This is a genomic window from Flavobacterium sp. SM15 (assembly GCF_022012335.1).
In the GTDB taxonomy this organism is placed as follows: Bacteria; Bacteroidota; Bacteroidia; order Flavobacteriales; family Flavobacteriaceae; genus Flavobacterium.
In genome coordinates, this window is record NZ_JAKLTO010000001.1 from 237,409 (window position 1) to 260,699 (window position 23,291).

At 39.0% G+C, this 23,291-nt stretch carries 23 protein-coding genes and 1 tRNA gene; 13 read left to right on the plus strand and 11 right to left on the minus strand.

Going from position 1 to position 23,291, the window contains the following annotated elements; genetic code table 11:
- Window positions 1–14: 14 nt before the first annotated feature.
- Window positions 15–641 carry a hypothetical protein gene (locus LZZ90_RS01140; RefSeq protein ID WP_237788845.1) on the minus strand — a complete coding sequence of 209 codons (627 nt, stop codon included), beginning with the start codon at window positions 639–641 and terminating at the stop codon, window positions 15–17.
- A gap of 178 nt (window positions 642–819) precedes the next feature.
- Between LZZ90_RS01140 and LZZ90_RS01145 the strand changes: the two genes are divergently transcribed.
- Window positions 820–1,290, plus strand: a complete 471-nt coding sequence (locus tag LZZ90_RS01145; RefSeq protein WP_237788846.1) for an Lrp/AsnC ligand binding domain-containing protein — start codon at window positions 820–822, stop codon at window positions 1,288–1,290.
- A gap of 197 nt (window positions 1,291–1,487) precedes the next feature.
- On the opposite strand, the gene LZZ90_RS01150 is transcribed toward LZZ90_RS01145, so the two are convergent.
- The gene (locus LZZ90_RS01150; protein ID WP_237788847.1) at window positions 1,488–2,159 is read right to left on the minus strand and encodes a zinc metallopeptidase; all 672 of its coding nucleotides are present in this window, start codon (window positions 2,157–2,159) and stop codon (window positions 1,488–1,490) included.
- A gap of 190 nt (window positions 2,160–2,349) precedes the next feature.
- On the minus strand, window positions 2,350–5,172 hold the full coding sequence (leuS, locus tag LZZ90_RS01155; RefSeq protein ID WP_237788848.1) for a leucine--tRNA ligase: 2,823 nt from the start codon (window positions 5,170–5,172) through the stop codon (window positions 2,350–2,352).
- 154 nt (window positions 5,173–5,326) lie between these two features.
- Between leuS and LZZ90_RS01160 the strand changes: the two genes are divergently transcribed.
- From LZZ90_RS01160 to LZZ90_RS01180, 5 genes are read left to right on the plus strand one after another with little or no spacing between them, the layout of a single operon-like run.
- A complete protein-coding gene (locus LZZ90_RS01160) occupies window positions 5,327–6,202 on the plus strand; it encodes an ABC transporter permease (protein ID WP_237788849.1) in 876 nt (291 codons plus the stop codon).
- 24 nt (window positions 6,203–6,226) lie between these two features.
- The gene (locus LZZ90_RS01165) at window positions 6,227–6,463 is read left to right on the plus strand and encodes a DUF3098 domain-containing protein (protein ID WP_237788850.1); all 237 of its coding nucleotides are present in this window, start codon (window positions 6,227–6,229) and stop codon (window positions 6,461–6,463) included.
- 50 nt (window positions 6,464–6,513) lie between these two features.
- Window positions 6,514–7,323: an undecaprenyl-diphosphate phosphatase gene (locus LZZ90_RS01170; protein WP_237788851.1), complete on the plus strand. Its 810-nt coding sequence runs from the start codon at window positions 6,514–6,516 to the stop codon at window positions 7,321–7,323.
- Window positions 7,323–8,021: a tRNA pseudouridine(55) synthase TruB gene (gene truB / locus LZZ90_RS01175; RefSeq protein WP_237788852.1), complete on the plus strand. Its 699-nt coding sequence runs from the start codon at window positions 7,323–7,325 to the stop codon at window positions 8,019–8,021. Before LZZ90_RS01170 ends, truB begins: the two co-directional genes overlap by 1 nt.
- Before the next feature lie 8 nt (window positions 8,022–8,029).
- Window positions 8,030–8,617, plus strand: coding sequence for a hypothetical protein (locus tag LZZ90_RS01180; protein WP_237788853.1), 588 nt, complete (start codon window positions 8,030–8,032; stop codon window positions 8,615–8,617).
- Here the strand turns inward: LZZ90_RS01180 and LZZ90_RS01185 are convergent.
- On the minus strand, window positions 8,606–9,205 hold the full coding sequence (locus LZZ90_RS01185; protein WP_237788854.1) for a thioredoxin family protein: 600 nt from the start codon (window positions 9,203–9,205) through the stop codon (window positions 8,606–8,608). The genes LZZ90_RS01180 and LZZ90_RS01185 overlap by 12 nt on opposite strands.
- Window positions 9,206–9,313: 108 nt before the next feature.
- Between LZZ90_RS01185 and LZZ90_RS01190 the strand changes: the two genes are divergently transcribed.
- From LZZ90_RS01190 to LZZ90_RS01205, 4 genes are all read left to right on the plus strand, one after another.
- A complete protein-coding gene (locus LZZ90_RS01190; protein ID WP_237788855.1) occupies window positions 9,314–10,093 on the plus strand; it encodes a patatin-like phospholipase family protein in 780 nt (259 codons plus the stop codon).
- A gap of 121 nt (window positions 10,094–10,214) precedes the next feature.
- A complete protein-coding gene (gene pyrH / locus LZZ90_RS01195) occupies window positions 10,215–10,922 on the plus strand; it encodes a UMP kinase (RefSeq protein ID WP_237788856.1) in 708 nt (235 codons plus the stop codon).
- Window positions 10,923–10,946: 24 nt separating this feature from the next.
- Window positions 10,947–11,510, plus strand: coding sequence for a ribosome recycling factor (gene frr / locus LZZ90_RS01200; RefSeq protein WP_237788857.1), 564 nt, complete (start codon window positions 10,947–10,949; stop codon window positions 11,508–11,510).
- A gap of 65 nt (window positions 11,511–11,575) precedes the next feature.
- Window positions 11,576–14,077: a DUF5686 family protein gene (locus LZZ90_RS01205; RefSeq protein WP_237788858.1), complete on the plus strand. Its 2,502-nt coding sequence runs from the start codon at window positions 11,576–11,578 to the stop codon at window positions 14,075–14,077.
- On the opposite strand, the gene LZZ90_RS01210 is transcribed toward LZZ90_RS01205, so the two are convergent.
- Window positions 14,074–14,403 carry a multidrug efflux SMR transporter gene (locus tag LZZ90_RS01210; RefSeq protein ID WP_237788859.1) on the minus strand — a complete coding sequence of 110 codons (330 nt, stop codon included), beginning with the start codon at window positions 14,401–14,403 and terminating at the stop codon, window positions 14,074–14,076. The genes LZZ90_RS01205 and LZZ90_RS01210 overlap by 4 nt on opposite strands.
- A 177-nt stretch (window positions 14,404–14,580) precedes the next feature.
- On the opposite strand from LZZ90_RS01210, the gene asnS reads away from it, so the two are divergent.
- The 3 genes from asnS (at window position 14,581) to LZZ90_RS01225 (ending at window position 18,201) form a co-directional block, all read left to right on the plus strand.
- Entirely contained in the window at window positions 14,581–16,026 is a 1,446-nt protein-coding gene (gene asnS, locus LZZ90_RS01215; RefSeq protein WP_237788860.1) for an asparagine--tRNA ligase, read from the plus strand.
- Between the two features lie 86 nt (window positions 16,027–16,112).
- Complete coding sequence (gene rpoN, locus LZZ90_RS01220; protein WP_237788861.1) at window positions 16,113–17,582, plus strand: RNA polymerase factor sigma-54; 1,470 nt, start codon at window positions 16,113–16,115, stop codon at window positions 17,580–17,582.
- 4 nt (window positions 17,583–17,586) lie between these two features.
- A complete protein-coding gene (locus LZZ90_RS01225; protein WP_237788862.1) occupies window positions 17,587–18,201 on the plus strand; it encodes a hypothetical protein in 615 nt (204 codons plus the stop codon).
- On the opposite strand, the gene LZZ90_RS01230 is transcribed toward LZZ90_RS01225, so the two are convergent.
- The 6 genes from LZZ90_RS01230 to LZZ90_RS01255 form a co-directional block, all read right to left on the minus strand.
- Entirely contained in the window at window positions 18,196–18,861 is a 666-nt protein-coding gene (locus LZZ90_RS01230; protein ID WP_237788863.1) for a porin family protein, read from the minus strand. The two genes, LZZ90_RS01225 and LZZ90_RS01230, sit on opposite strands and share 6 nt — an antisense overlap.
- Window positions 18,862–18,973: 112 nt before the next feature.
- Entirely contained in the window at window positions 18,974–19,375 is a 402-nt protein-coding gene (locus LZZ90_RS01235) for a response regulator (protein ID WP_237788864.1), read from the minus strand.
- On the minus strand, window positions 19,365–20,789 hold the full coding sequence (locus tag LZZ90_RS01240; protein ID WP_237788865.1) for a HAMP domain-containing sensor histidine kinase: 1,425 nt from the start codon (window positions 20,787–20,789) through the stop codon (window positions 19,365–19,367). Before LZZ90_RS01240 ends, LZZ90_RS01235 begins: the two co-directional genes overlap by 11 nt.
- A gap of 161 nt (window positions 20,790–20,950) precedes the next feature.
- A tRNA-Ser gene (locus LZZ90_RS01245) sits at window positions 20,951–21,037 on the minus strand.
- A 61-nt stretch (window positions 21,038–21,098) separates the two neighbouring features.
- A complete protein-coding gene (locus LZZ90_RS01250; RefSeq protein ID WP_237788866.1) occupies window positions 21,099–22,127 on the minus strand; it encodes an asparaginase in 1,029 nt (342 codons plus the stop codon).
- A complete protein-coding gene (locus LZZ90_RS01255; RefSeq protein WP_237788867.1) occupies window positions 22,117–23,256 on the minus strand; it encodes a 1-acyl-sn-glycerol-3-phosphate acyltransferase in 1,140 nt (379 codons plus the stop codon). The genes LZZ90_RS01250 and LZZ90_RS01255 overlap by 11 nt, the downstream gene beginning before the upstream one ends.
- Window positions 23,257–23,291 lie beyond the last annotated feature (35 nt).

The window sequence follows — 23,291 nt, forward strand, 5'->3', positions numbered from 1 at the left end:
TTCAATAACTAACACTAACTTACCTCTACTTTAGGTTTCTGCTTATTGATTTCGTCCTGCAGCTGACGACGAAGCTTTTGTTCTCTTTCTATGGCATTTCTTTTGAAGGTTTCAAACTCATCTTCCAGATCACACAAAAGACCCTTGGAATTTTGAGTAATCTCATTTGCTTTTTTAAATCTTCGGGTTAGAAAACCTACTGCAATAACTAAGGTCAAAACCAACGACCACATTATAGCATGATACAAATCTTTGGAAACATTTACACCTAAAAGTGCAATTTCTCCACCACCTTTACTGATTTCCGATAATTTTGATTGCGCATTATGGTGCTCCGATTTCAATTGTTCAAATTCAGAATTTTTCTTTTCCAGAGCTGATTTCAAACTTCCCAATTCATTTTCAGACTTGGAGATGAAGGCTAAAAAATCGGCGCGCAATTCTTCCAATGAAGCTTTCTTCACCAATTTAACATCGTTATAATCCTTAGAAGTTTGAAGAAGATAATTAATCTGATTCTCCACGGTAGTTTTCGAAACAGGTTTTTCCTGAACCGTTTCGATGGTTTTTCCTGGCATGGCAATCAAAGTTTGCAGCGACAACAGCGCTACGAAACCCATTTTTAAGTTAAGTCTTTTCATTTTACCAGATTTTGGGGTTGCTGTGTAATTTGATTTCATGGTTATACGTTATAATAACGCACTTGCCTTTATTTAATAGATGCGTAATTATTTACACATTTAAAAATTTTTAACTTTTAACAAAAAATTATCATTATATTTAAACCAAAAAACAACAACACCTTTCACATTATTAAAAATGAAGTTAAATCACTTACAAATAGAAATTGACGGAATTGACAAACAGATTCTTCGCGACCTGATGGAAGACGCCAGAAAACCCATTTTACAAATCGCCAACAAAATTGGAATCTCGGGTGCTGCCATTCATCAGCGTTTGCGAAAGCTGGAGGTCGCCGGTGTGATTTCCGGATCAAAATTTACAGTAAATACAAAAGTTTTAGGCTATAGCACCATGGCTTTTGTGGGAATTTATCTTGACAAAGCAGCGCGCAACCCAGAAGCCGTAAGAGAACTAAAAAAAATTCCTGAGGTTCTGGAATGCCATTACACCACCGGAAACTGGAGCATTTTAATAAAAATCATCTGCCGCGACAACGAGCATTTAATGCAACTGCTCAACAAAAAAATCCAAACCATTGACGGAGTTTCCCGAACTGAAACCTTCATTTCTCTGGAACAGCAGATCGATCGACAGATCCAACTATAGTTTACACTCGCAGTCACAGTTTTCAGAACGATTACAAAAAAAGAAAACAGTTTACCGTCTAGCCCCGACAGTAGCGGCACCTTGTAGAGTGAATGGCGGGAAAAGGGTATCAAGATAAATCCCAAACCATTCGCTTCAAAAAAAAAATCCGCTACCCCTATTAGGTAACGGATCTTTTTTAGAGTTTTAAATTAGAATTAACGGCGGTTGTTGTACACCATGATGTAATACAACAGCGTACCTATTGAACCAATAGCAGCCACCACATAAGTTCTTGCCGCCCATTTTAAGGCATCTTTCGCTCCATCGTGTTCCGCCTGATTCAGCATATGTTTGTTCTCCAACCAGGCTAAGGCGCGGTTACTTGCATCGTATTCTACCGGTAAGGTAATGATGGAAAACAGTGTTGTAGCCGCAAAAATCACGATACCAATCAACAGCAATTGCGGGAATACTTTTATCATTAAGATTCCTGCCAGTAAAATCCATTGTACATAATTAGACACCACGGAAACAACCGGAACCAATTTGGAACGCATCTCTAACCAGCTGTATGCCTGAGCATGTTGCACTGCGTGACCACATTCGTGTGCCGCAACAGCAGCTGCAGCTGCATTACGCTGGTTATAAACCGCTTCGCTTAAATTTACGGTTTTATCAGCCGGATTGTAATGGTCGGTTAAACGCCCAGGGGTGGAAATAACGCGAACATCTTTAATCCCATGATCGGCAAGCATTTTTTCTGCGATTTCGGCACCACTCATTCCGTTTTGCAGTTGCAGTTTCGAATAATGATCAAACTTACTTTGAAGCCTGCTGCTCACCAGCCAGCTCGCCAACATGATGGCTCCCATTAAAATTAAATACATAATTTTTTTATTTTTAGTTTATTATTAAACATGATTAATAGGTCAAATTTTGCGCCAATTTCAAAAAATGTCAATTTGACACCTTGGCACAACCTATTTCTTATTATACGTAGAAATTAAAATTTGTTACAAAAAGAAATCCCAAATTCTTGTTAGAATTTGGGATTCATTATTCATTATATAATAAGGACTACCCTACCAAGTTGATAATCTTGCCCGGAACGATAATCACTTTATTTGGCGTTCTTCCTTGTAATTGTTGCTGGGTACGTTCATCAGCCATAACAATTTCCTCGATTTGGGCAGCAGTTAAATCCAACGGCAATTTGATGGTGAAACGCATTTTCCCGTTGAAGGAAACCGGATATTCTTTTTCAGATTCTACTAAATGCTTTTCGTCGAATTTCGGGAAAGCTACTGTGGAAATCGAACCCTGATGTCCTAACGCGCTCCATAATTCCTCTGCAATATGAGGTGCATAAGGAGAAACCAAAATTGCCAAAGGCTCTAAAATCGCTTTATGATGACATTTTGCCTGCGCCAACTCGTTCACACAAATCATGAATTGCGAAACCGAAGTGTTGAACGAGAAATTCTCGATATCTTCCGTTACTTTTTTGATGGTTTTGTGAAGCGATTTATACATTTCTTTGCTTGGTTCTTCATCGGTTACGATTAGACCGTTATCATCAAAATACAAACGCCATAGTTTTTTAAGGAAACCTGAAACACCGGTAATTCCAGCAGTATTCCAAGGTTTAGCTTGCTCTAATGGTCCTAAGAACATTTCGTATAATCTCAATGTATCAGCACCGTATTGTTCGCAAATGTCGTCTGGGTTTACTACGTTGTATTTTGATTTGGACATTTTCTCTACTTCACGCCCTACGATGTATTTGCCGTTTTCTAAAACGAATTCTGCGTTTTTATAATCGGAATACAACGGATGGTTTTTGAATGCTTCTATGTCTAATTCATTCGTCACATCATTGATTAAAGATAAATCTACGTGAATCGGATGTACATTTTTATCAGCAATTAATCCTTTTGAATACAAGGTTTTAGAATCTTCGGAACGATAAACAAACGCACTCATTCCTAAAATCATCCCTTGATTGATCAGTTTTTTGAACGGCTCTTCTGTAGGAGCAAAACCTCTATCCTTCAAAAATTTATTCCAGAAACGGGAATACAACAAGTGGCCTGTTGCGTGCTCGCTACCACCAATGTATAAATCTACGTTTTCCCAGTATTTCAGCGCGGCTTCAGCAGCAAAATCACTGTCGTTGTGTGCATCCATATAACGCATCCAGTACCAAGAACTTCCTGCCCACCCCGGCATAGTGTTCAGTTCTAATGGAAATACCGTTTGATTATCAATTTTATCGTTGGCAACTACCGCATTATTTACCGTATCCCAAGCCCAAACGGAAGCATTTCCTAATGGTGGCTGTCCGTCTTCGGTGGGTAAATATTTTTCCACTTCCGGTAAAACGATTGGCAAGTGTTCTTTGGCAATCATTTGTGGTAAGCCGTTTACGTAATACACCGGGAACGGTTCACCCCAATATCTTTGACGGGAGAAAACCGCATCGCGTAAACGGTAATTTACTTTAGCCGTTCCTGCTCCGATTTTTTCTAATTCTTCTATTATCTTTTTAGTTGCATCCTTATAACTTAAACCGTTTAAGAATTCGGAATTGGCTAAAATTGTCGTGTTTTTATCCGCATGAGCTGCTTCAGAAATATCGACACCTCCCAAAATATTTACAATCGGTAAGTCGAAATGTTTGGCAAAGGCATAATCTCTTTCATCACCACAAGGAACAGCCATTACAGCTCCTGTTCCGTAACCTGCCAATACATAATCCCCAATCCAAACCGGAATGGCTTCTTTAGTGAATGGATGCTCGGCATAAGCTCCGGTAAACACTCCGGAAATGGTTTTCACATCGGCCATACGCTCGCGCTCGGAACGCTTTGCAGTAGCTTCCACATAAGCTTCAACTGCGGCTTTTTGTTCTGAAGTAGTGATTTTGGACACCAACTCATGCTCTGGTGCCAAGGTCATGAACGTTACCCCAAAAATAGTATCAGGACGGGTTGTAAATACTTCGATTACATCCTCGTGATTTTTCAAATTAAAAGTTACTGATGCTCCTACCGATTTTCCGATCCAGTTTCTTTGGGATTCTTTCAACGATTCCGTCCAGTCGATAGTTTCCAAACCTTGCAACAATCGCTCTGCATAGGCCGAAATACGCATCGACCATTGTGTCATTTTTTTACGAATTACCGGATGACCTCCACGCTCGGAAACGCCGTTCACGATTTCATCGTTTGCCAAAACAGTTCCTAAAGCCGGACACCAGTTTACTTCTGTTTCCGCCAAATAAGTCAAGCGGTATTTCAAAAGCATTAGTTGTTGTGCTTCCGGAGACCAAGAGTTCCATTCTTCAGCAGTAAATGCAGGCACATCTTCGTCACAAACGGCATTAATGCGGCTGTTTCCTTCTTGTTGAAAAACCTCAATCAATTCACTGATCGGACAGGCTTTATCAGAATCCTTACAATAATACGACTCGAACAACTGAATAAAAATCCATTGGGTATGTTTATAATAATCCGGATTGGAAGTACGTACTTCACGACTCCAATCAAACGAAAAACCAATTTTATCCAACTGCTCGCGGTAACGCGCAATGTTCTCTTTAGTGGTTTTCTCCGGATGCTGACCGGTTTGAATCGCATATTGCTCGGCCGGTAACCCAAACGAATCATATCCTTGCGGGTGCAACACGTTGAATCCCTGATGCCTCTTGTAACGCGCAACGATATCTGAAGCGATGTACCCCAGTGGGTGCCCTACATGCAAACCAGCTCCTGATGGATAAGGAAACATGTCCAAAACATAATATTTAGGTTTATCAGAATCATTTTTTGCGGCAAAAGTTTGGTGTTCTGCCCAGTAGTGTTGCCATTTGGCTTCGATTTCGTTGTGGAAATACTTCATTTCTTTTATAAGGTTCTAAGCCTCTATGAGACTAAGGTTATATATTTTCAAGGGTGCAAATTTACATTATATTATAAGAAAGTTAAAACTTTGACCGTTATAAAGGTGAAAAACGATTTTCTTTATTATTTTTACGGCTTAATTCAGATTGTTTATGGGATCATCATTCGAAAAGTTTCAAAAAAGACGCCTTATTTCTTCTTATTTTTCTGTGGTTTTGAGTATTTTTTTGGTACTGTTCCTTCTGGGGGCATTGGGTTTCTTTTTAATCCATTCTGAAAAAATATCAAACAGCTTCAAGGAAGACATTCCAATGTCAGTCTATTTTAAAGACGAAGCGAACGACACCATTTTACAAGCTTTCGATGCCAAACTAAAAGGCTCCAAATACGTAAAAGATTATGTTTTCGTATCCAAAGACGATGCCGCAAAGAATAACAAAGACATTGTGGGGGAGGATTTTCTTGAGTTTTTAGGAATGAACCCGCTTCCGAATTCCTTCGACATTCACTTAAAAGGAGAATATGTAGAAGCCGCTAAAATAAAGCAGATTGAAAGCGACATCAAAACCAACGAGATGGTTTCTGAGGTGATTTACGATAAAAAACTGGTAGAATTAGCCAACGAAAACATCAAAAAAATCAGTTTCTGGATTTTGATCATCAGCAGTGTTTTTGGCTTGATTTCTATGCTGTTAATTAACAGCTCTTTGCGCTTATCGGTTTACTCCAATCGTTTTATCATTAAGACCATGCAAATGGTAGGTGCAACAAAATCGTTCATTCGTAAACCATTCATCTGGAGAAGCATTCGTCTGGGATTAATCGGCTCCGGACTTGCCGTAATCGCCCTTATTGCACTAACTTTTTATGTAGACGGATTGTTCCCAAGCCTTGGAATAGGAAAGGATTATGTTTCCATGGCAATAATTTCTCTTGGCATTTTAGTAGTGGGAATCATCATCACCTGGATCAGTACGTTCTTTGCTACCCAGCGTTTTTTAAATTTAAGAACAGACGATTTATATTAATTCTAGACCTTAAAAGTCGATACCATGGAAAACAAACAAAAACCAGACTTTCTTTTTGAAGGCATCAACTATAAAATTCTTTTAATCGGATTGGCTGTAATTGGCTTAGGATTCCTTCTGATGTCTGGCGGAGGAAGTGATGACCCGAAAGTGTTCAGTGATGCCATTTTCAATTTCCGCAGAATCCGATTGGCTCCAACGGTAGTTTTAATCGGCTTCGGAATCACCATTTACTCAATTTTCAAAAAAAACAACAACTAAGACTGAATCAGGTTTTAATAAAAATCTCAGAAGTCTAACAATCAAAAAGGATGAATTTTTTTCAAGCCCTAATCATTGCTATTATCGAAGGATTAACCGAATACCTACCGGTTTCCTCCACAGGACACATGGTTTTTGCCAGTTCTTATTTCGGAATTCAGGAAGACGATTTCGTAAAACTGTTTCAGGTTTCCATTCAGTTCGGAGCAATCCTGGCCGTCGTGGTTTTATATTGGAAGAAGTTTTTCGACTTTACCAAACTGAGTTTCTTCATCAAATTAGCCTGCGCCGTTGTTCCCGCTTTGGTTCTGGGAAAACTGTTCGATGATAAAATCGAAACAGTCTTAGGAAATCCGATTCCTATTGCAATTGTGCTTATCGTAGGAGGTGTAATCTTGCTTTTCATAGACAACTATTTCAAAAACCCAACCATCGTTCACGAAGAAGAAATTACCATCAAAAAAGCGGTAACCATTGGTTTTTGGCAATGCTTGGCAATGATGCCGGGAACGAGCCGTTCGGCAGCTTCCATCATTGGCGGAATGCAACAAGGTTTGACCCGTCATGCTGCAGCGGAATTTTCTTTTTTCTTGGCGGTTCCAACCATGTTGGCAGTGACCTGTTATTCGGTATTCATCAAAACCTATGAACATTCCCAAATGAAAGGGTACGAACTGATTTTACAATCGTCCGACACCATAAAAATGTTTCTCATCGGAAACGTTGTAGCCTTTATCGTTGCGGTTTTAGCGATTAAATTCTTTATCGGAATCATCAAACAGTACGGCTTCAAACCTTGGGGATGGTATCGAATTGTTGTGGGTGTTGGACTTTTAATTTACTTCTCTTACCTAAAATAATGATCGCAAAAACAGCCGAAGAATTTCAGGAAGGACAAATTTTACTATTGGACAAACCTTTAACCTGGTCGTCGTTTCAGGCGGTAAACAAGGTAAAATGGACACTAATCAAAAACCTGCATCTTCCCAAAAAATTCAAAATCGGCCACGCGGGTACTTTAGATCCTTTGGCCTCGGGCTTGCTCATTGTATGCACCGGGAAGTTTACCAAAAGAATCCCGGAATTAATGGGAATGAAAAAAGAATACACCGGTACATTTCATATTGGCGCCACAACTGCTTCTTATGATTTGGAAAAACCGATCGACAAAACTTTTCCAACCGATCACATCACACCTGAATTGATCGAAAAAGCCCGTTTAAGTTTTATCGGTGAAATCGATCAGAAACCTCCGGTTTTCTCTGCCATCAAAAAAGACGGAAAACGACTTTACGAACACGCCCGTGCCGGTGAAGAAGTAGAAATAAAATCCCGAAAAGTAGAAATTCTGGAGCTTGAACTCACACGAATCGCCTTACCGGAAATCGATTTTAGGGTGGTGTGCAGCAAAGGAACTTACATTCGCTCGCTTGCCTATGATTTTGGATTGGCCCTAAATTCCGGGGCGCATTTAACCGCCTTACGAAGAACAAAAATTGGGGAATTTTCTGTAGACAAATCATTAATAATCACTAACTTTGAGGATAACTTTAAATAGTTCTCCTTATGAGAAAAATAAAGCTCCCTTTTATTTTTTTCGTTTTGATTTTTGCTTTCACAGGTTTTGCGCAAAGTAAGGGAGATTCTTTGCAGGTGTTCAACCCACTCAATCAATGGATCAATTCCAATTACCGACAAATAGATTTTGCAATTCCGCTGGTTTACGATCCGGATTCTTCTGAAGATTCCAATTTGGGTTCACTCTTACCCGCCGGTGCAAACCTCAACATTGGTTTTGGTTATCAATACAAGAAGCTTGTTGGACTTGGTATTCACACAGGGATTAATGCACATTGGAATGAACAACTCGTTTCTTTACCAGTTTATGGTAATTTTCGATTCAGTCCTAAAATTCAAGAGCATTCCGCACTGGTTTTCCAAGTAGGTTATGGAGAGGCTTTTGCACTGGGGCGCGGCGATCTGAATGGGGATTACAAAAAAATCAGCCTTGGCTATGCCAACACTAAAGATGCTTTATTCGGATCCATTAACATTGAATTTAATGAACTTGATTTTCCTATACACGATCGAGAGCGTTTGCGAAGTTTTGCCTTAGGAGTAACAATCGTCCTTTTCAGACCTTCAAAACAATAACATCACTTTCATGATTTCTTCCATTGTGGAGAGTCCTTTATCATTCAGGTACCATTTTTGCAATTCGGTTTTCGCTTCTTCGTTAACCACCCCATATTTGGCCTTGTATTCTTTTATAAGTCGTGCAGCAGCTTCCGGTCTTGGTCCCCAGGCACCTAAAACTTGGTGAGTTTCGACATCAAGAATAATAAGTTTCGGAATTGCGCGTGCTCCGTTAGTTAAAAACTCCTGCATTAACCCTTCGTTCTCATCTCTGAAAACAATTTTAAAATCGATTTTTGGGCTAAAAACACTCATCTTTTGCATGATTGGCAGCAGCTGCGCCGCATCACCGCACCAGCCTTCTGCCAAAACCAGCCAAAGGTATTCTTTATCTAAATTTCCCAGTTGTTTTTGGATGGACTCCGGTACCGAAATCGTTTTGTCCAATCGGTTCATACGCACTTCGTTCAGTTGACTATAATGCAGTAAATCTTCCGACTGCTCATTACCTGAAGACTTGCCGTCTGCTAATAAATCGGAAACTTTTTTTCGGTATTCCAAATAACTGTAACTGTTTTGAAGGCTGCTTTCGATTAGATTTTTCATAGTGCTGAACGTTAGATACTACAAAGGTACTTCAAAAAAGGAAATTGCAGTGTAACAAAAATTACATTTTAACCAGCAAAAAGTGTACTTTTAGGGCAAAGATTAACAATGGATTTAACAACCAAATCTATAGGACTGATTCTTTCCGGCGGAGGCACCAAAGGATTGGCACATGCGGGAGCCATCAAATTTCTGGAGGAGCAAAACATCCGTCCGACCCATATTGCAGGGACCAGTGCCGGATCAATTGTTGGCGCGCTTTATGCGGGAGGAAAATCACCAGAGGAAATCCTGGAATTTTTCAAGTCTATTTATTTTTTTAACTGGAAACATTTTACTTTTAAAAAAGCGGGTTTTATTGATTCTGATGCTTTTAAGTTTTATTTCAATGCTATTTTTGGCGATACCCGAATTGGTGATTTGAAAATTCATACGCACATTACTGCCACCGACTTAGTTAAAGGAAAGCTGAAAATTTTCGGAGCGGAAACCAAGGTAATTGATGCAGTACTGGCCTCTTCCTCATTTCCCGGAGTGTTATCTCCTTATGAGATTAATGGAAACCTCTACAGCGACGGTGGGATTCTGAATCACTTTCCTACCGATATTTTACAAGGACGATGCGAAACCTTAATAGGCGTTTATGTAAGTCCCATCCAAAAAATTGAAGCTAAAGACTTATCATCAATTAAAGCCGTAACCACCAGAGCTTTTGATTTGCTTTCCGCTAATTCGAACACCCATAAATTCAACATCTGTGATTGGGTAATCGAACCGGAAGAACTGGCAGCCTTCAGTACTTTCGAAACCAGCAAAGTCAAAATGGATGCGATTTATAAAATTGGTTATGAAGCCGCAAAAAAATCGTATCAGGAACTCCCTGGATAATTTTACATTAAGCTATTTCAAAAAAACAGATTATAACTATATTTGCACATTAAATCGAATAGCTCAATGAAACGAGGAACCGGGTTCCTTTTGACCATTGAAAAACAATAACATCCAACAAATGAAATACAATAGAATTCTTCTAAAACTGAGCGGTGAAGCACTAATGGGAGACCGTCAATACGGAATCGATCCAAAACGTTTAGCCGAATATGCTGCCGAAATCAAAGACATTCACAGCAAAGGCGTGCAAATTGCCATTGTTATTGGTGGAGGAAACATTTTCAGAGGCGTGGCCGGAGCCAGTAACGGTATGGACCGCGTTCAAGGAGATTATATGGGAATGCTGGCAACAGTAATCAACGGAATGGCCTTACAAGGTGCTTTGGAAGATGCCGGAATGCAAACCCGCCTGCAAACTGCTTTAAAAATTGAAGCCATTGCAGAACCTTACATTAAAAGAAGAGCCGTTCGCCATTTGGAGAAAAACCGTATCGTAATTTTCGGAGCGGGAACCGGAAACCCTTATTTTACAACGGATACCGCAGCAGTTTTACGAGGAATTGAAGTAGATTGCGACGTAATCTTAAAAGGAACCCGAGTAGATGGCGTATATGATTCTGATCCTGAGAAAAATCCGGACGCTGTAAAATACGACCACATTACCTTTGACGATGTAATCAGCAAAGGATTGAACATCATGGACACTACAGCTTTTACTTTAAGTCAGGAAAACAAGTTGCCGATTATCGTTTTTGACATGAACAAAGAAGGAAATTTGTTAAAAGTTTGTCAAGGAGATACGGTAGGAACTACTGTAAATGTTTAATTTAGATTTTTAAAATTAAGTACGATGACCGAAGAAATTAAATTTATCTTAGATAGCACCAAAGAATCCATGAACGGTTCGGTGGCACACCTTGAAAAAGAATTTTTAAACATCCGTGCCGGAAAAGCTTCTCCGCAAATGTTGGGAGGTGTATACGTAGACTATTATGGTTCACAAACTCCACTTTCTCAGGTGGCTAACGTGAATACTCCCGATGCAAGAACCATCACGGTAACACCATGGGAAAAAGCGATGTTGCAGCCTATTGAAAAAGCGATCATGATTGCCAATTTAGGGTTTAACCCGATGAACAACGGAGACAACATCATCATCAGTGTTCCACCACTTACGGAAGAGCGCCGTAAAGATTTGGTAAAACAAGCCAAAGCGGAAGCGGAAGATGCAAAAATCAGTATCCGTAATGCTCGAAAAGATGCGAATAACGATATCAAAAAATTAGAAAAAGAAGGAACTTCCGAAGATATTTGCAAAACGGCTGAAGAAGACGTACAGAAATTAACGGACGCTTTCATCAAAAAAATCGATGAGCATTTAGTGATTAAGGAAGCTGAAATCATGAAAGTATAATTTGAATCCCGATTGTATCGGGATTTTTTATTCCTATCTTTACACCTTACAGTCAGGCATTTCCTTTGAAAAGACTATTGTTCGTTTTATGTATCCTGTTCTGCATTCTGTGTAATGCACAACGTTCTGTTTCCGGAATTGTTCTAAATTCTGAGAAAGCACCTTTGTCTTTTGCTACTTTACACTTAAGCAACGGAAAAACCATCATTGGTGATGTGGATGGTAAATTTTTAATCGAAAACACCCAAGGCGTTACCTCATTTACCGTTTCCTATACGGGATTTACTACTCAAACCATCACGATAGAACCTAACAAGAAATTTTACCGCGTACTGTTAAAATCCAAAACCTTAGAGCTAAGCGAACTGGTAGTTGGAGAAAACCCTGCTTTGGAAATCATCAGAAAAACCATTGCCAGCAAAGACCTAAACAATCCTTTAAAGAAGCTGAACAGCTTCCAGTTGAAAACCTACAACAAACTAATTGTTACGGCCAATCCGGATTCTATTGCCGGGAGAATTGATTCGGTTTTTTTGTATGAAAAAATTGGTGCCCGTCTGATCAAAATGGATTCTTCGGATTTCAAATTCAAAAAAATCATCCAAAAACAGCACTTATACCAAACGGAAAAAGTTTCTCAGATTCAGTTTAACAAACCTCAAGGGATTAAAGAAACCGTGCTGGCTACCCGCATGGCCGGTTTTAAACAACCTATTTACGAATACATTGGCCTTAAACTTCAATCGAGTTCGGTTTACGAGAATAAAATAGAATTATTTGAAACCAAGTATGCCAATCCAATTGCTGATGATGCGCTTGAATTTTACAATTACAAAATTCTGGACACCGTTTTTCTGGGCAACCGCAAAGTGTACATGATTCATTTCAAGCACAAAAGAAAAGCCAAAAAAGCCAAACTGGAAGGCGTTTTATACATTGACAAGCAAAGTTTTGCCTTAGCCAAAACCATGTACAGGGTTAAAAGCGTTCTAGACATTAGTGCGACAAATTATTTCAATTACTACAAAGAGGAAGACTTATGGTTTCCTGAGCGAAAAACACTCAAAATCGTAAAAGGCAACAATTCCGATGATATTAAGATTTTAGGGGAAACCATCAAATTCGCTTCTGAAGAAGAAGAAACCGACAAACCCAAAGGCAAGAAAGAAGCCTCCGATTTTGTGTACATCTTATCGGAATCCAAAAATTCGGAAATCGAATTCAATCTTCCGGTCAAACTTAAACATCAGTACGTTGGAATCGAAGTAAAAGAAGAGGCCACCTTAAGAAACGAGAATTTCTGGACCCCATACCGAAAAGACAGTCTGGATATTAGAAGTATCAGCACCTATTCCGTTTTGGACAGCCTGGTAACCAAAGAACGCTATGAAGAAAAAATAAAAATCGGCCGCAAAGTAATAAGCGGCTTCATCCCTTTAGGCGCAGTGGATCTTGATTTGCGTCAAATTATAAAATACAACAACTACGAAGGGTTCCGTTTTGGATTGGGCGGAGTTACCACCGATAGTTTCTCCAAAAAAATTCGCCTTAACGGTTATGCAGCTTATGGTTTAAAAGACAATCGCATGAAATTTAGTATTGGGGAAGCAACGCGTATCGGGAACTATTCCGGCAGTTGGCTGGGCTTTTCCTATACGGATGATTTACTGGAAATCGGGAACACCATTTTTGAAATCGACAAGAAGAAGTTCAGGATTTACGATCCGCGTCCGTTCAACTTAACCACCTTTTACGAACACAAAACCTGGAAGGCTTATCTGGAAACCAGAATCATTCCCAAAACCGAAAGTGTTTTACAATTTACCCAAAGCACCATCGCACCAAAGTTTTTCTACGGATTTACGGCGAACGATAAATTATTCGAACGCTACAACTTATCCATTGCTACAATTTCCCTGCAATGGAGCCCGTTTAGTGTATATATGCAAACGCCTTCCGGAAGGATCGAGTCTGAGAAACACTTTCCAAAATTCACCTTCCAGTTTTCCAAAACGATTCCACAGGTTTTTAAAAACGACTTGAGTTTCGGGAAATTTGATTTCAGAACCGAAGTGGAGAAAAAATACCTCGACGGTCAAAAAACTTCCGCCATGTTTCAGGCAGGGATTTCCTTTGGTGATGTGCCTATCACGCATCTTTACAGTATTGCGCCCAACACACAAGATCGGGATGCTATTTTACAGCGTTTGAACATTACCGGAAAAAACAGTTTTGAAACCATGCGTTTTAACGAATTTTTCTCCAGTGAATATGCCGCGCTGCATTTCAAACACGCGCTTCGAAAAATAAAACTGTTCAAGAAAATAAAACCAACAACCGTACTGGTAACGCGTGCGGCCTGGGGAAATTCCAGACACCAATCCGATCACACGGGCTTCACTTACAAAACCTTAGAGAACGGCTATTTTGAATCGGGAATGGAATTCAATAATATTTTCAAAGGACTTGGTCTATCCGGATTTTACCGCTACGGTGCGAATTCCCTTCCAAGATTCGATGACAATATTTCTTTAAAATTAAGCTTTACCCTTGATTTAGGACTTTAGTGTGAAGACACAAATTTAAGCCCTACAATCGATGCGATCAAAGTGGTCAGGAAAAACAGCCTCCAAAAATCTGCCGGCTCTTTAAAGACAAAAATCCCAACTAACACAGTTCCTACAGCTCCAATACCAGTCCAAACAGCATAAGCGGTTCCAATTGGCAAAGTTTGTGTGGCTTTGTAAAGCAGCACCATACTGATGGTCAAACAGATAAAAAAGCCAACCATCCATAAGGTAGAAGCTGTTCCGGTGGTTTCTTTGGCTTTCCCTAAACAAGAGGCAAAACCAACTTCAAAAAAACCAGCAATAACTAGTAAAATCCAGTTCATTTCTATTGAATTTGATTGAGCAGCAAAGATAGTTTTTCAAACCTTAATCTTTTCTAAAAACTGGGCTTTAAAACGTTAAATTCAACGAGCTTTTTACTACATTTGCAAGCATTTAATTTTTTATTTATTTAAAATTTCAGTTTCTAGGAAAAGCTGAAAACCAAAATCTTAAAAGAGATGAAACATACTAAAGTTAAAGACCTGCTTAACAGCGCACCGGGACTACATGAAGTAAAAGCAAAAGGATGGGTTAGAACATTTAGAAACAATCAGTTTATCGCGTTGAACGACGGTTCGACAATCAATAATATTCAGTGTGTGGTGGATTTTGAAAACACACCCGAAGAAACCCTAAAGCGAATTACAACCGGGGCGGCCGTTTGTGTGGTTGGAACTTTAACCGAAAGCCAGGGAGCCGGACAGAAGGTAGAAATTCAGGTTTCCAAAATTGAAATTTTAGGAGATTCGGATGCAGAAAAATACCCAATGCAGCCTAAAAAACACTCCTTGGAATTTTTGCGTGAGAATGCACATTTAAGAATCCGTACCAATATGTTCGGAGCGATTATGCGTGTGCGCTCAACGCTGTCTTTTGCGGTTCACCAATATTTTCAAGAGAAAGGGTTTTTCTATGTAAACACTCCAATTATTACAGGTTCAGATGCAGAAGGAGCAGGAGAAATGTTCAGAGTGACTTCTTTACCGTTTGACGGAACCCCAAGAACCGAGGACGGAAAAGTAAATTTCAAAGAAGATTTCTTCGGAAGAGAAACCAACCTAACCGTTTCAGGACAATTGGAAGGAGAAACTTACGCTATGGCTTTAGGTCAGATTTACACTTTTGGACCAACCTTCCGTGCGGAAAACTCCAACACATCACGTCACTTGGCGGAATTCTGGATGATTGAGCCGGAAGTAGCCTTCAATAATTTGGCAGACAACATGGATTTGGCGGAAGATTTCATCAAATACGTAATCAAATACACCGTGGATAAATGTGGCGAGGATTTGAAATTTTTAGAGCAACGTTTAATCGATGAAGAAAAATCAAAACCACAAGCCGAACGAAGCGAAATGACTTTGTTGGAAAAGTTAAGCTTTGTGATGGACAACAATTTCAAACGTGTTTCCTATACGGAGGCAATCGATATTCTTAAAGATTCCAAACCAAACAAAAACAAGAAATTCCAGTACTTAATTGAAGAATGGGGTGCAGATCTGCAAAGTGAGCACGAACGTTTCTTGGTGGAAAAACACTTTAAATGTCCGGTAATTTTATTCGATTACCCAGCAAAAATCAAGGCGTTTTACATGCGTTTGAACGACAATACCGAACCAGGAAGAGATACTGTTCGAGCAATGGACATCTTGTTCCCGGGAATCGGCGAAATCGTTGGAGGTTCTCAAAGAGAAGAACGCTATGATGTACTTTTAGAGAAAATGAAAGCTCTTGAAATCGATGAAAAAGAATTGTACTGGTACTTAGACACGCGTCGTTTTGGAAGCGCGGTACACTCTGGTTTTGGTCTTGGTTTCGAGCGTTTGGTATTGTTTGTAACCGGAATGAGCAACATCCGTGACGTAATTCCTTTCCCTAGAACACCGCAAAACGCTGAGTTTTAATAAAATTTAGTTCATAATATACCGTTCCAAGTTTCGAGTTTTTTAGTAACTTTAAACTTGGAACTTTTGCATAAAAACCTTTGTAAATGCTCAAACAGAATCTACAGCTTAAACTATCGCAGAAATTATCACCGCAGCAAATTCAGTTAATGAAACTGATTCAATTGCCTACGCAGGCTTTTGAACAGCGCTTAAAAGAAGAATTGGTGGAAAATCCTGCCTTGGAATCCGGAAAAGAGGAAAGCCTTGACACCGACGATTATGCTGCTGAAGACAATTACGACGACTATGAAGACGACTACGACAACGATAAAATTGATGCCGACGAAATCAACATTGACGAATATTTGAGCAACGACGAAACTCCGGATTATAAGCTTCAGGCCAATAATTATAGTGATGACGACGAAGACCGAAGCTTACCTTTTGCCGCACAAGTTAGCTTTCATCAGGATTTAATCAATCAGCTGAATACCTTTATTTTATCCGATGATCAGCGTGAAATTGCTGAGTTTTTAGTGGGAAGCATTGATGATATGGGTTACATCCGCAGAAGCATTCAGGACATCGTTGACGATATGGCCTTTACCCAAGGGATTTATACTGATGAGAAGAAAGTGGAACAAATCCTGCAAATTATTCATCAGTTAGAACCTGCCGGAGTGGGCGCCCGAGATTTACAGGAATGTTTACTGTTGCAGCTTCGTCATAAAACCCCAACCGATTCCGTTAGTTTAGCCATCAATGTAATTGAAAATCAGTTTGATGCGTTTACCAAAAAACATTACGAGAAACTTTTACAGAAATTTGATGTTTCCCAAGAACAGCTGCGCAAAGCCATTGACGAAATTGAAAAACTAAACCCAAAGCCAGGTGGCGCTTTCGAGAGCAATTCCAAAACGGTAGAACATGTGGTGCCTGATTTTACCATTCGCGTGGTTGATGGAGAACTGGAACTTACCTTAAACGGAAGGAATGCTCCTGAATTGCACGTTTCCAAAGATTATCAGGAAATGCTGCAAACCTATAAAGATTCGAGAGAAAAATCCAATGCGCAAAAAGACGCGGTACAGTTCATCAAACAAAAACTGGATTCGGCCAAATGGTTTATCGATGCGATCAAACAGCGTAACGAAACACTTTTGGTTACCATGAACGCCATCATGTACTATCAGCAGGACTATTTTCTTGATGGAGAAGAGGCCAAACTTAAACCAATGATCCTGAAGGATATTGCTGATTTGATTGGATTGGACATTTCAACCATTTCTCGTGTAGCCAACAGCAAATATGTGGAAACACCTTACGGAACCAAACTCATTAAGGAATTCTTTTCTGAGGCGATGAAAAACAATCAGGGAGAAGACGTATCTACTATTGAAATTAAAAAAATACTAAAAACCGTAATTGAGGAAGAAGACAAAAGCAAACCGCTTCCCGATGATAAATTAGCCGAAATCTTAAAAGAAAAAGGCTATCCGATTGCCCGAAGAACCATCGCAAAATACCGCGAACTTATGGATATTCCGGTGGCGCGTATGCGAAAGAAAATCTAACCCTATGGATTTTAAAAAGGCACTTCCTTTGTTTTCCTATCTGTTCCACCCACTGTTTGTTTCGGTGTATGCCGCCTTGTTTTATTTTTATGTAACCAAAGGATTTTATTATCCGCATGAAATTTACCTTACGCTTCTTCAGATTGTAATACTCACCGTTTTTCTGCCTTTATCAACCTACTTCTTATTGAAGTCTTTAGGTTTGGTAAAATCAGGCATCATGCTGCATGAGAAAAAAGAACGCCGTTTACCTCTAGCTTTTCAGGCAATGTTTTTTGTAGTGCTTACACAACACAGCTTTTCCACCATTGTTTTGCCGGAATTGTATTATTTTTTTATCGGAGCTTTAATCAGTACTTTTTTTGCCTTGCTCCTGATTGTTTTTAATTTCAAGGCAAGTATTCACATGATTGGAATTACCGGACTCACATTATTTATTGGTGGAATTTCGCTTCATTTCGGGATTCCGTTCATCGGTCTGATTTCCTTTGCTATCATAATGACAGGCTTTGTAGCTTCCTCCCGTTTGTACATGCAGGCCCATTCGATGAAAGAAATCCTTACCGGAATTATTATAGGCGCTTTACCTCAGGTTATGCTTTGGTATTGGTGGTTATAAAATGTAAAACATAAATCCGACGGTGAAGTCGGACAATTTGGATCCATCTTTAAAGATCGGGTTCAATCCGTAATACACATAAACATTCCAGGTATTATAACCCGCAGTCATATAAGTCCCGTATTGCCATTTATTGATCAGACTTTTAACATCTTCGGTAGTTCTTCCTTCCGAGGAATCAAGCACTAATTTCGAGCTTAACACGTAACGTGCTTTAAATCCGGAGTAAATCCTCCAAAACTTATGGCTTTGTGCCGTGGAATTACGCCAACGTACCTCCAAGGGCAACTCCACACTGTGGGAAGTGATACGGGTTCGTATATCTTCCGAAGCCACCGTGGGATCATTCTGAAAAAGATCTCTGGAATTAATGAACTGCTTGATGTTGTTGTAATTGTACCCAATGCCCGGCGCTACCGACCATCTTCTGCTTTTCACAAAAGGGATATCGCGCAAAAAACCAAACGTGATTACAGGTGAAAACGAAAACTGTTTGAAAATCCCGGGACTGTTCTGCACCAGATTATAACTTAGGGAAAGATAAAACTGATCTTCTCTGTATAGTGAATCCACGGGGGTTTTGATCACTTCTTCCGTTTGTTGAGCGGAAAGACAAAGAGGAAACAATACTATAAAGAAAAGTATTCGAATAAAATTCATAGCAAATAATTACAGCACTAAGGTAATAAAAAAAGGCAATTTTTCAATTACCACCAGCACAACTATCCTTTTGATTTAATTAAATCGCATTACTCTGAATTACAAAATGCACTTAACAATGCTCAACCTGAATCATATCCTTAAATTCTTTAGCAGGCAGAGGCTTACTGAACAAATTCTTAACATAAGTATTATCCTTGGCTCTTTTAATGTCGTTTCTGTCCATTGTTGAGGAAAGCATAAAAATTTCGATGTTTTGCTTTACATCTTCTGAAATCTCATCAAACCGCTCAAGAAACTCAAAACCATCCATTTCCGGCATTTTTATATCCAAAAGAATAATCAATGATTCGTTAAGACCGTTTTTGTAATTCCGCAACCATTCAATGCCTTCTTTTCCGTTATTAACCACGCTAATCTTAACCACACCCAATGCTTTTTTAAGCAGCTTGGTGGTAATAAGCTGATCGATAAGGTTATCTTCTATGAGTAAAAAAACACAATCAGGTTTCATGGCATTTGGGTATACTAACGATAAATTTGGTTCCTACATTAACACAAGACTCAACACGAATCAAACCATTAAGGTTATTTACAGCTTCCTTTGCAATGTAAAGACCCAGACCGGAACCTAAATTATGGTCGGTCACAAAGAACATCTCAAAAATCTTTTCCTGAAACTCTTCCTTGATTCCTATTCCGTTATCTTTAACTGTAATGGTATGCTGATCGTCTTCACAACTCGTTGAAATTTCAATAAAACGATTCGATTTTTTTCTATCAGAATACTTTATCGCATTGGACACTAAGTTATTCAAAATAATTTTCAATCTCAAATGATCACCGTGTATTTCATCGATTTGTAAATTCTTTTTTATAGCGATGGTTTTAGCATCTTTGATATGACTGTGCTGAGCGATAACCTCATCAATAATTTTAACCAAACTTACTTGTTCAACAACCAATCTGTTCCTTTTATTTTTAGAATAATCGATGATGTCACTGATAAATTGATCCTGCAAGCTTAAACTTTGGTTCATCAAATCCAGATAACTGCGAAGCTGCTCTAAATCCTCCTCTTCTTTGGCAATTTCCACCAATCCTTTTACCGAGGTAATTGGAGAACGAAGATCATGTGATGCGCTATAAACAAATTTATCCAACTCACTGTTGGCCAAAACCAAATGTTCATTTTTAGCTTCAATCTCCTTTTTAGAAAGCAGCAATTTCCTCATCATAACGATATAATAGGAGGTTACCGAGCTGATTATTATCAGAATAAAAAAAACATTGGCAAATAGAAGGTAGTTTTTGATTTTACGCGAACCTTCTCCTAAAGTATGTGAAAAATTCTTTTCATATATGGTCAGCTCATCACTTACTTTTCCTATAAGCAAAAGGATCTCTTCTTTTTCATTTGCGCTCAAATCTGTAGTACTGATTTTTTCATGAACTTCTTTTCCGATAGCAAACAACTTATCTGTTAAAGCATCTCCTTGCTCCCACTGCTTAACTGCTTTAGCAAAAAAAGATACCGTTTTGAAATTTTCAAACAACCAAATAACATCATCAAGATCTTTTTCTTCGATTCTACCGGCACGAAGTCCTTCCTTTATGATTTTTTCATCTTGATTCTGAATAAGCGCTATTCTTGCAATGCCATCCCCTTGAGGTACCTTCAATTCTTGCAGAAATTGCTCCCATTGCTTCCCATCTTTTGTGTAGAGATAAGTAATAAGATGACGGGCTGCATCTTTTTGTCCTTTGGAATAATGTGATTCCCCATTCACGTAAGCTCTGTTGGCCGACAGAGTTTTGATTGTATAATAATTAAGGAAAATCAGGGATGCACAGGAAAGAACCACAATACAGAACAAAGTGTAAACGCTGGGAAATTTTAATTTTCCGAATATTCTGGATTTTGCCATACCCTTAGTATTAGAAATGGAGTCACGCAGAAAGTTACGACTTTTCTTATGCAATGTGAGTATTTTTTAAAAAAATAATTCACAATTACACCGTCTTTTGTTATCCAAAAAAGATATAAAATAAAAAACCTCTAAACATCACTGTTTAAAGGTTTTATTTGCAGAGAGGAAGGGATTCGAACCCTCGATACAGTTACCCATATACAAACTTTCCAGGCTTGCTCCTTCAACCACTCGGACACCTCTCTAAATTCAGTTTGCGAAATAACAACTTTTATTTGGTTTTTTCAATCTTTTCCGGGAAAATTTTCAGGAAAGTTCACCTCTAATCGAGGTTTCAAAAATGGTCTTAAATACAGACGGCGCTACCTTTTGCCCTAAAAGATACATCAATTTGGTAATGGCTGCTTCGGTGGTAATATCGTGTCCGGAAATCACTCCGATTTTCTTAAGCTGAATTCCCGTTTCGTATTTATCCATATTCACACTACCTCCCGAACACTGTGTAACGTTCACTACATGCAAACCTTCTTTTATGGCTTTTTTCAGGATTGAAAGAAACCAGTTTTCCGTTGGCGCATTCCCAGATCCATAGGTTTCCAGCACCACTCCTTTTAAATTCGGAATAGACAAGACCGCATTTAAAACAGCTTCATTAATTCCCGGAAACATTTTCACCACCACCACATGAGAATCAAATTCCCTGTTCACTTTAAGTTTTTTAGCAGTAGTTTTTTTCAAAAGCAGCTCTTTATTTACTTTTAAGTGTACTCCTGATTCAGCCAGTTCCGGATAATTTGGAGACGCAAAGGCGTTAAAATGTTCCGCGCTTATTTTTGAGGTCCGGTTACCGCGGTAAAGTTTGTATTCAAAGTACAGGCACACTTCCGTAATGACCGGTTTATTTTTTTCACGTAAAGAAGCAATTTGAATAGCCGTAATAAGATTCTCTTTTGCATCTGTTCTCAAATCCCCAATAGGAAGCTGAGAACCTGTAAAAACAACTGGTTTGGCTAAATTCTCCAGCATAAAACTCAAAGCAGAAGCGGAATACGACATGGTATCCGAGCCGTGCAACACCACAAAACCATCAAATTTATCGTAATTAGTTTCGATTGCCTCGGCCATGGCCACCCACTTTTCAGGGTTCATATTCGAAGAATCGATTGGATTTTTAAACGAAAAAGTCTCGATAACGCAATCGAGTAGTTTCAGTTCGGGAATATTATGCAGTAATTCGTCGAAGTTAAACGCTTTAAGCACACCGGTTTCAGAATCTTTCACCATTCCAATGGTACCTCCGGTATATACTAAAAGTATTTTAGGTTTAGTCGACATTGCCGTATTTCAGTTTATTGATTACCGGATTAGCATACATGGCAAGGAAACTTTCACGAAGTGTTTCTTTTTCGCTTCCCAGACGCATTTCTAAACGACGCTCGAAAAGCTGTTTTTCTTTCTCGGTATATTGATTGGAAAATTTACTGGTAGTATTAATCAAATCGTAGGCAATAAAATTCGTTGGCCATAATTTGTAGGTTGAAAGAATTGAATCATCAATAACCTGCGCTAAAGCCTGAATTTGTTTGTTCGTATTATCGTTTTCGGCTACAATTTTATCGTATTCTTTATCCAGAACATCTCCAACATGAATATGAATGCGTTTTTTCTGCCCGATGATTCCGCTTATCAAAGTAATAAAATCCTCGTTTTTCTCTTTAATGTACACCTCGTCATTGGCTTCAGCCATTAACTGCGGCATTTTTAAAGCATCGGTAGGATCGTACTCGTAGGATATCGATACCGGAACCACTCTTATTTTTCTGAAGAAGTCCATGACGTTTTTCTCATCGGAAGCCATCGCCAGCATTTTTAAAACGCCTTGATGGGTGGCATCGTTTCCGTCTTTGGTTCTTCCTTCACGTTGTGCAATCCAAACCGAACGGTTCTCTTTGGAAAGCAAATGGTACATGAATTCAGACATTAATTTAGAACTTTGCAATAATTCTCTGGGTGATAATCCTCTTCGAACCAAGAAATTACGGTTCAAACGGGAAAGCGTTAGCAAAAACGATTTCTGCACCAGATTATCGCCAATTGCAGAAGCGGTCATTATCTGTCCGTGGTCGTATAAACTTACATTGAGTAAAGACGTGTCTAAAATAATGTCACGGTGATTGGAAATAAAAAGATAGGACGTATTCGGCTCAAGTTTTTCAAAGCCTGAAGTACTCAAACCATCCGAACTACGCTCTAAAACGCGCTGAATGGACTGATAAATAAAATTAACCTGAAAATCACGTATCGAATGCGTACGCTTTAACTGTTCCATCCAAACCGATTCCTCTACATCGGGAAAGGTAAAACTCATCAAAGCCTTCATCATGGGATGATTGGATATGCTTTGAATGGCAGCATTTACCTCGCTATCATAAAACTGTCGAATCGAATCGAATTTTGTTGGCATGGGTTAACTCGTTAACAATTCACAAAAGAACGAAT

Bases quoted from the DNA above. Each gene is read 5' to 3' on its own strand.
- LZZ90_RS01140 (WP_237788845.1), bottom strand. From the start codon at position 641: ATGAAAAGACTTAACTTAAAAATGGGTTTCGTAGCGCTGTTGTCGCTG.
- LZZ90_RS01145 (WP_237788846.1), top strand. From the start codon at position 820: ATGAAGTTAAATCACTTACAAATAGAAATTGACGGAATTGACAAACAG.
- LZZ90_RS01150 (WP_237788847.1), bottom strand. From the start codon at position 2,159: ATGTATTTAATTTTAATGGGAGCCATCATGTTGGCGAGCTGGCTGGTG.
- leuS (WP_237788848.1), bottom strand. From the start codon at position 5,172: ATGAAGTATTTCCACAACGAAATCGAAGCCAAATGGCAACACTACTGG.
- LZZ90_RS01160 (WP_237788849.1), top strand. From the start codon at position 5,327: ATGGGATCATCATTCGAAAAGTTTCAAAAAAGACGCCTTATTTCTTCT.
- LZZ90_RS01165 (WP_237788850.1), top strand. From the start codon at position 6,227: ATGGAAAACAAACAAAAACCAGACTTTCTTTTTGAAGGCATCAACTAT.
- LZZ90_RS01170 (WP_237788851.1), top strand. From the start codon at position 6,514: ATGAATTTTTTTCAAGCCCTAATCATTGCTATTATCGAAGGATTAACC.
- truB (WP_237788852.1), top strand. From the start codon at position 7,323: ATGATCGCAAAAACAGCCGAAGAATTTCAGGAAGGACAAATTTTACTA.
- LZZ90_RS01180 (WP_237788853.1), top strand. From the start codon at position 8,030: ATGAGAAAAATAAAGCTCCCTTTTATTTTTTTCGTTTTGATTTTTGCT.
- LZZ90_RS01185 (WP_237788854.1), bottom strand. From the start codon at position 9,205: ATGAAAAATCTAATCGAAAGCAGCCTTCAAAACAGTTACAGTTATTTG.
- LZZ90_RS01190 (WP_237788855.1), top strand. From the start codon at position 9,314: ATGGATTTAACAACCAAATCTATAGGACTGATTCTTTCCGGCGGAGGC.
- pyrH (WP_237788856.1), top strand. From the start codon at position 10,215: ATGAAATACAATAGAATTCTTCTAAAACTGAGCGGTGAAGCACTAATG.
- frr (WP_237788857.1), top strand. From the start codon at position 10,947: ATGACCGAAGAAATTAAATTTATCTTAGATAGCACCAAAGAATCCATG.
- LZZ90_RS01210 (WP_237788859.1), bottom strand. From the start codon at position 14,403: ATGAACTGGATTTTACTAGTTATTGCTGGTTTTTTTGAAGTTGGTTTT.
- asnS (WP_237788860.1), top strand. From the start codon at position 14,581: ATGAAACATACTAAAGTTAAAGACCTGCTTAACAGCGCACCGGGACTA.
- rpoN (WP_237788861.1), top strand. From the start codon at position 16,113: ATGCTCAAACAGAATCTACAGCTTAAACTATCGCAGAAATTATCACCG.
- LZZ90_RS01225 (WP_237788862.1), top strand. From the start codon at position 17,587: ATGGATTTTAAAAAGGCACTTCCTTTGTTTTCCTATCTGTTCCACCCA.
- LZZ90_RS01230 (WP_237788863.1), bottom strand. From the start codon at position 18,861: ATGAATTTTATTCGAATACTTTTCTTTATAGTATTGTTTCCTCTTTGT.
- LZZ90_RS01235 (WP_237788864.1), bottom strand. From the start codon at position 19,375: ATGAAACCTGATTGTGTTTTTTTACTCATAGAAGATAACCTTATCGAT.
- LZZ90_RS01240 (WP_237788865.1), bottom strand. From the start codon at position 20,789: ATGGCAAAATCCAGAATATTCGGAAAATTAAAATTTCCCAGCGTTTAC.
- LZZ90_RS01250 (WP_237788866.1), bottom strand. From the start codon at position 22,127: ATGTCGACTAAACCTAAAATACTTTTAGTATATACCGGAGGTACCATT.
- LZZ90_RS01255 (WP_237788867.1), bottom strand. From the start codon at position 23,256: ATGCCAACAAAATTCGATTCGATTCGACAGTTTTATGATAGCGAGGTA.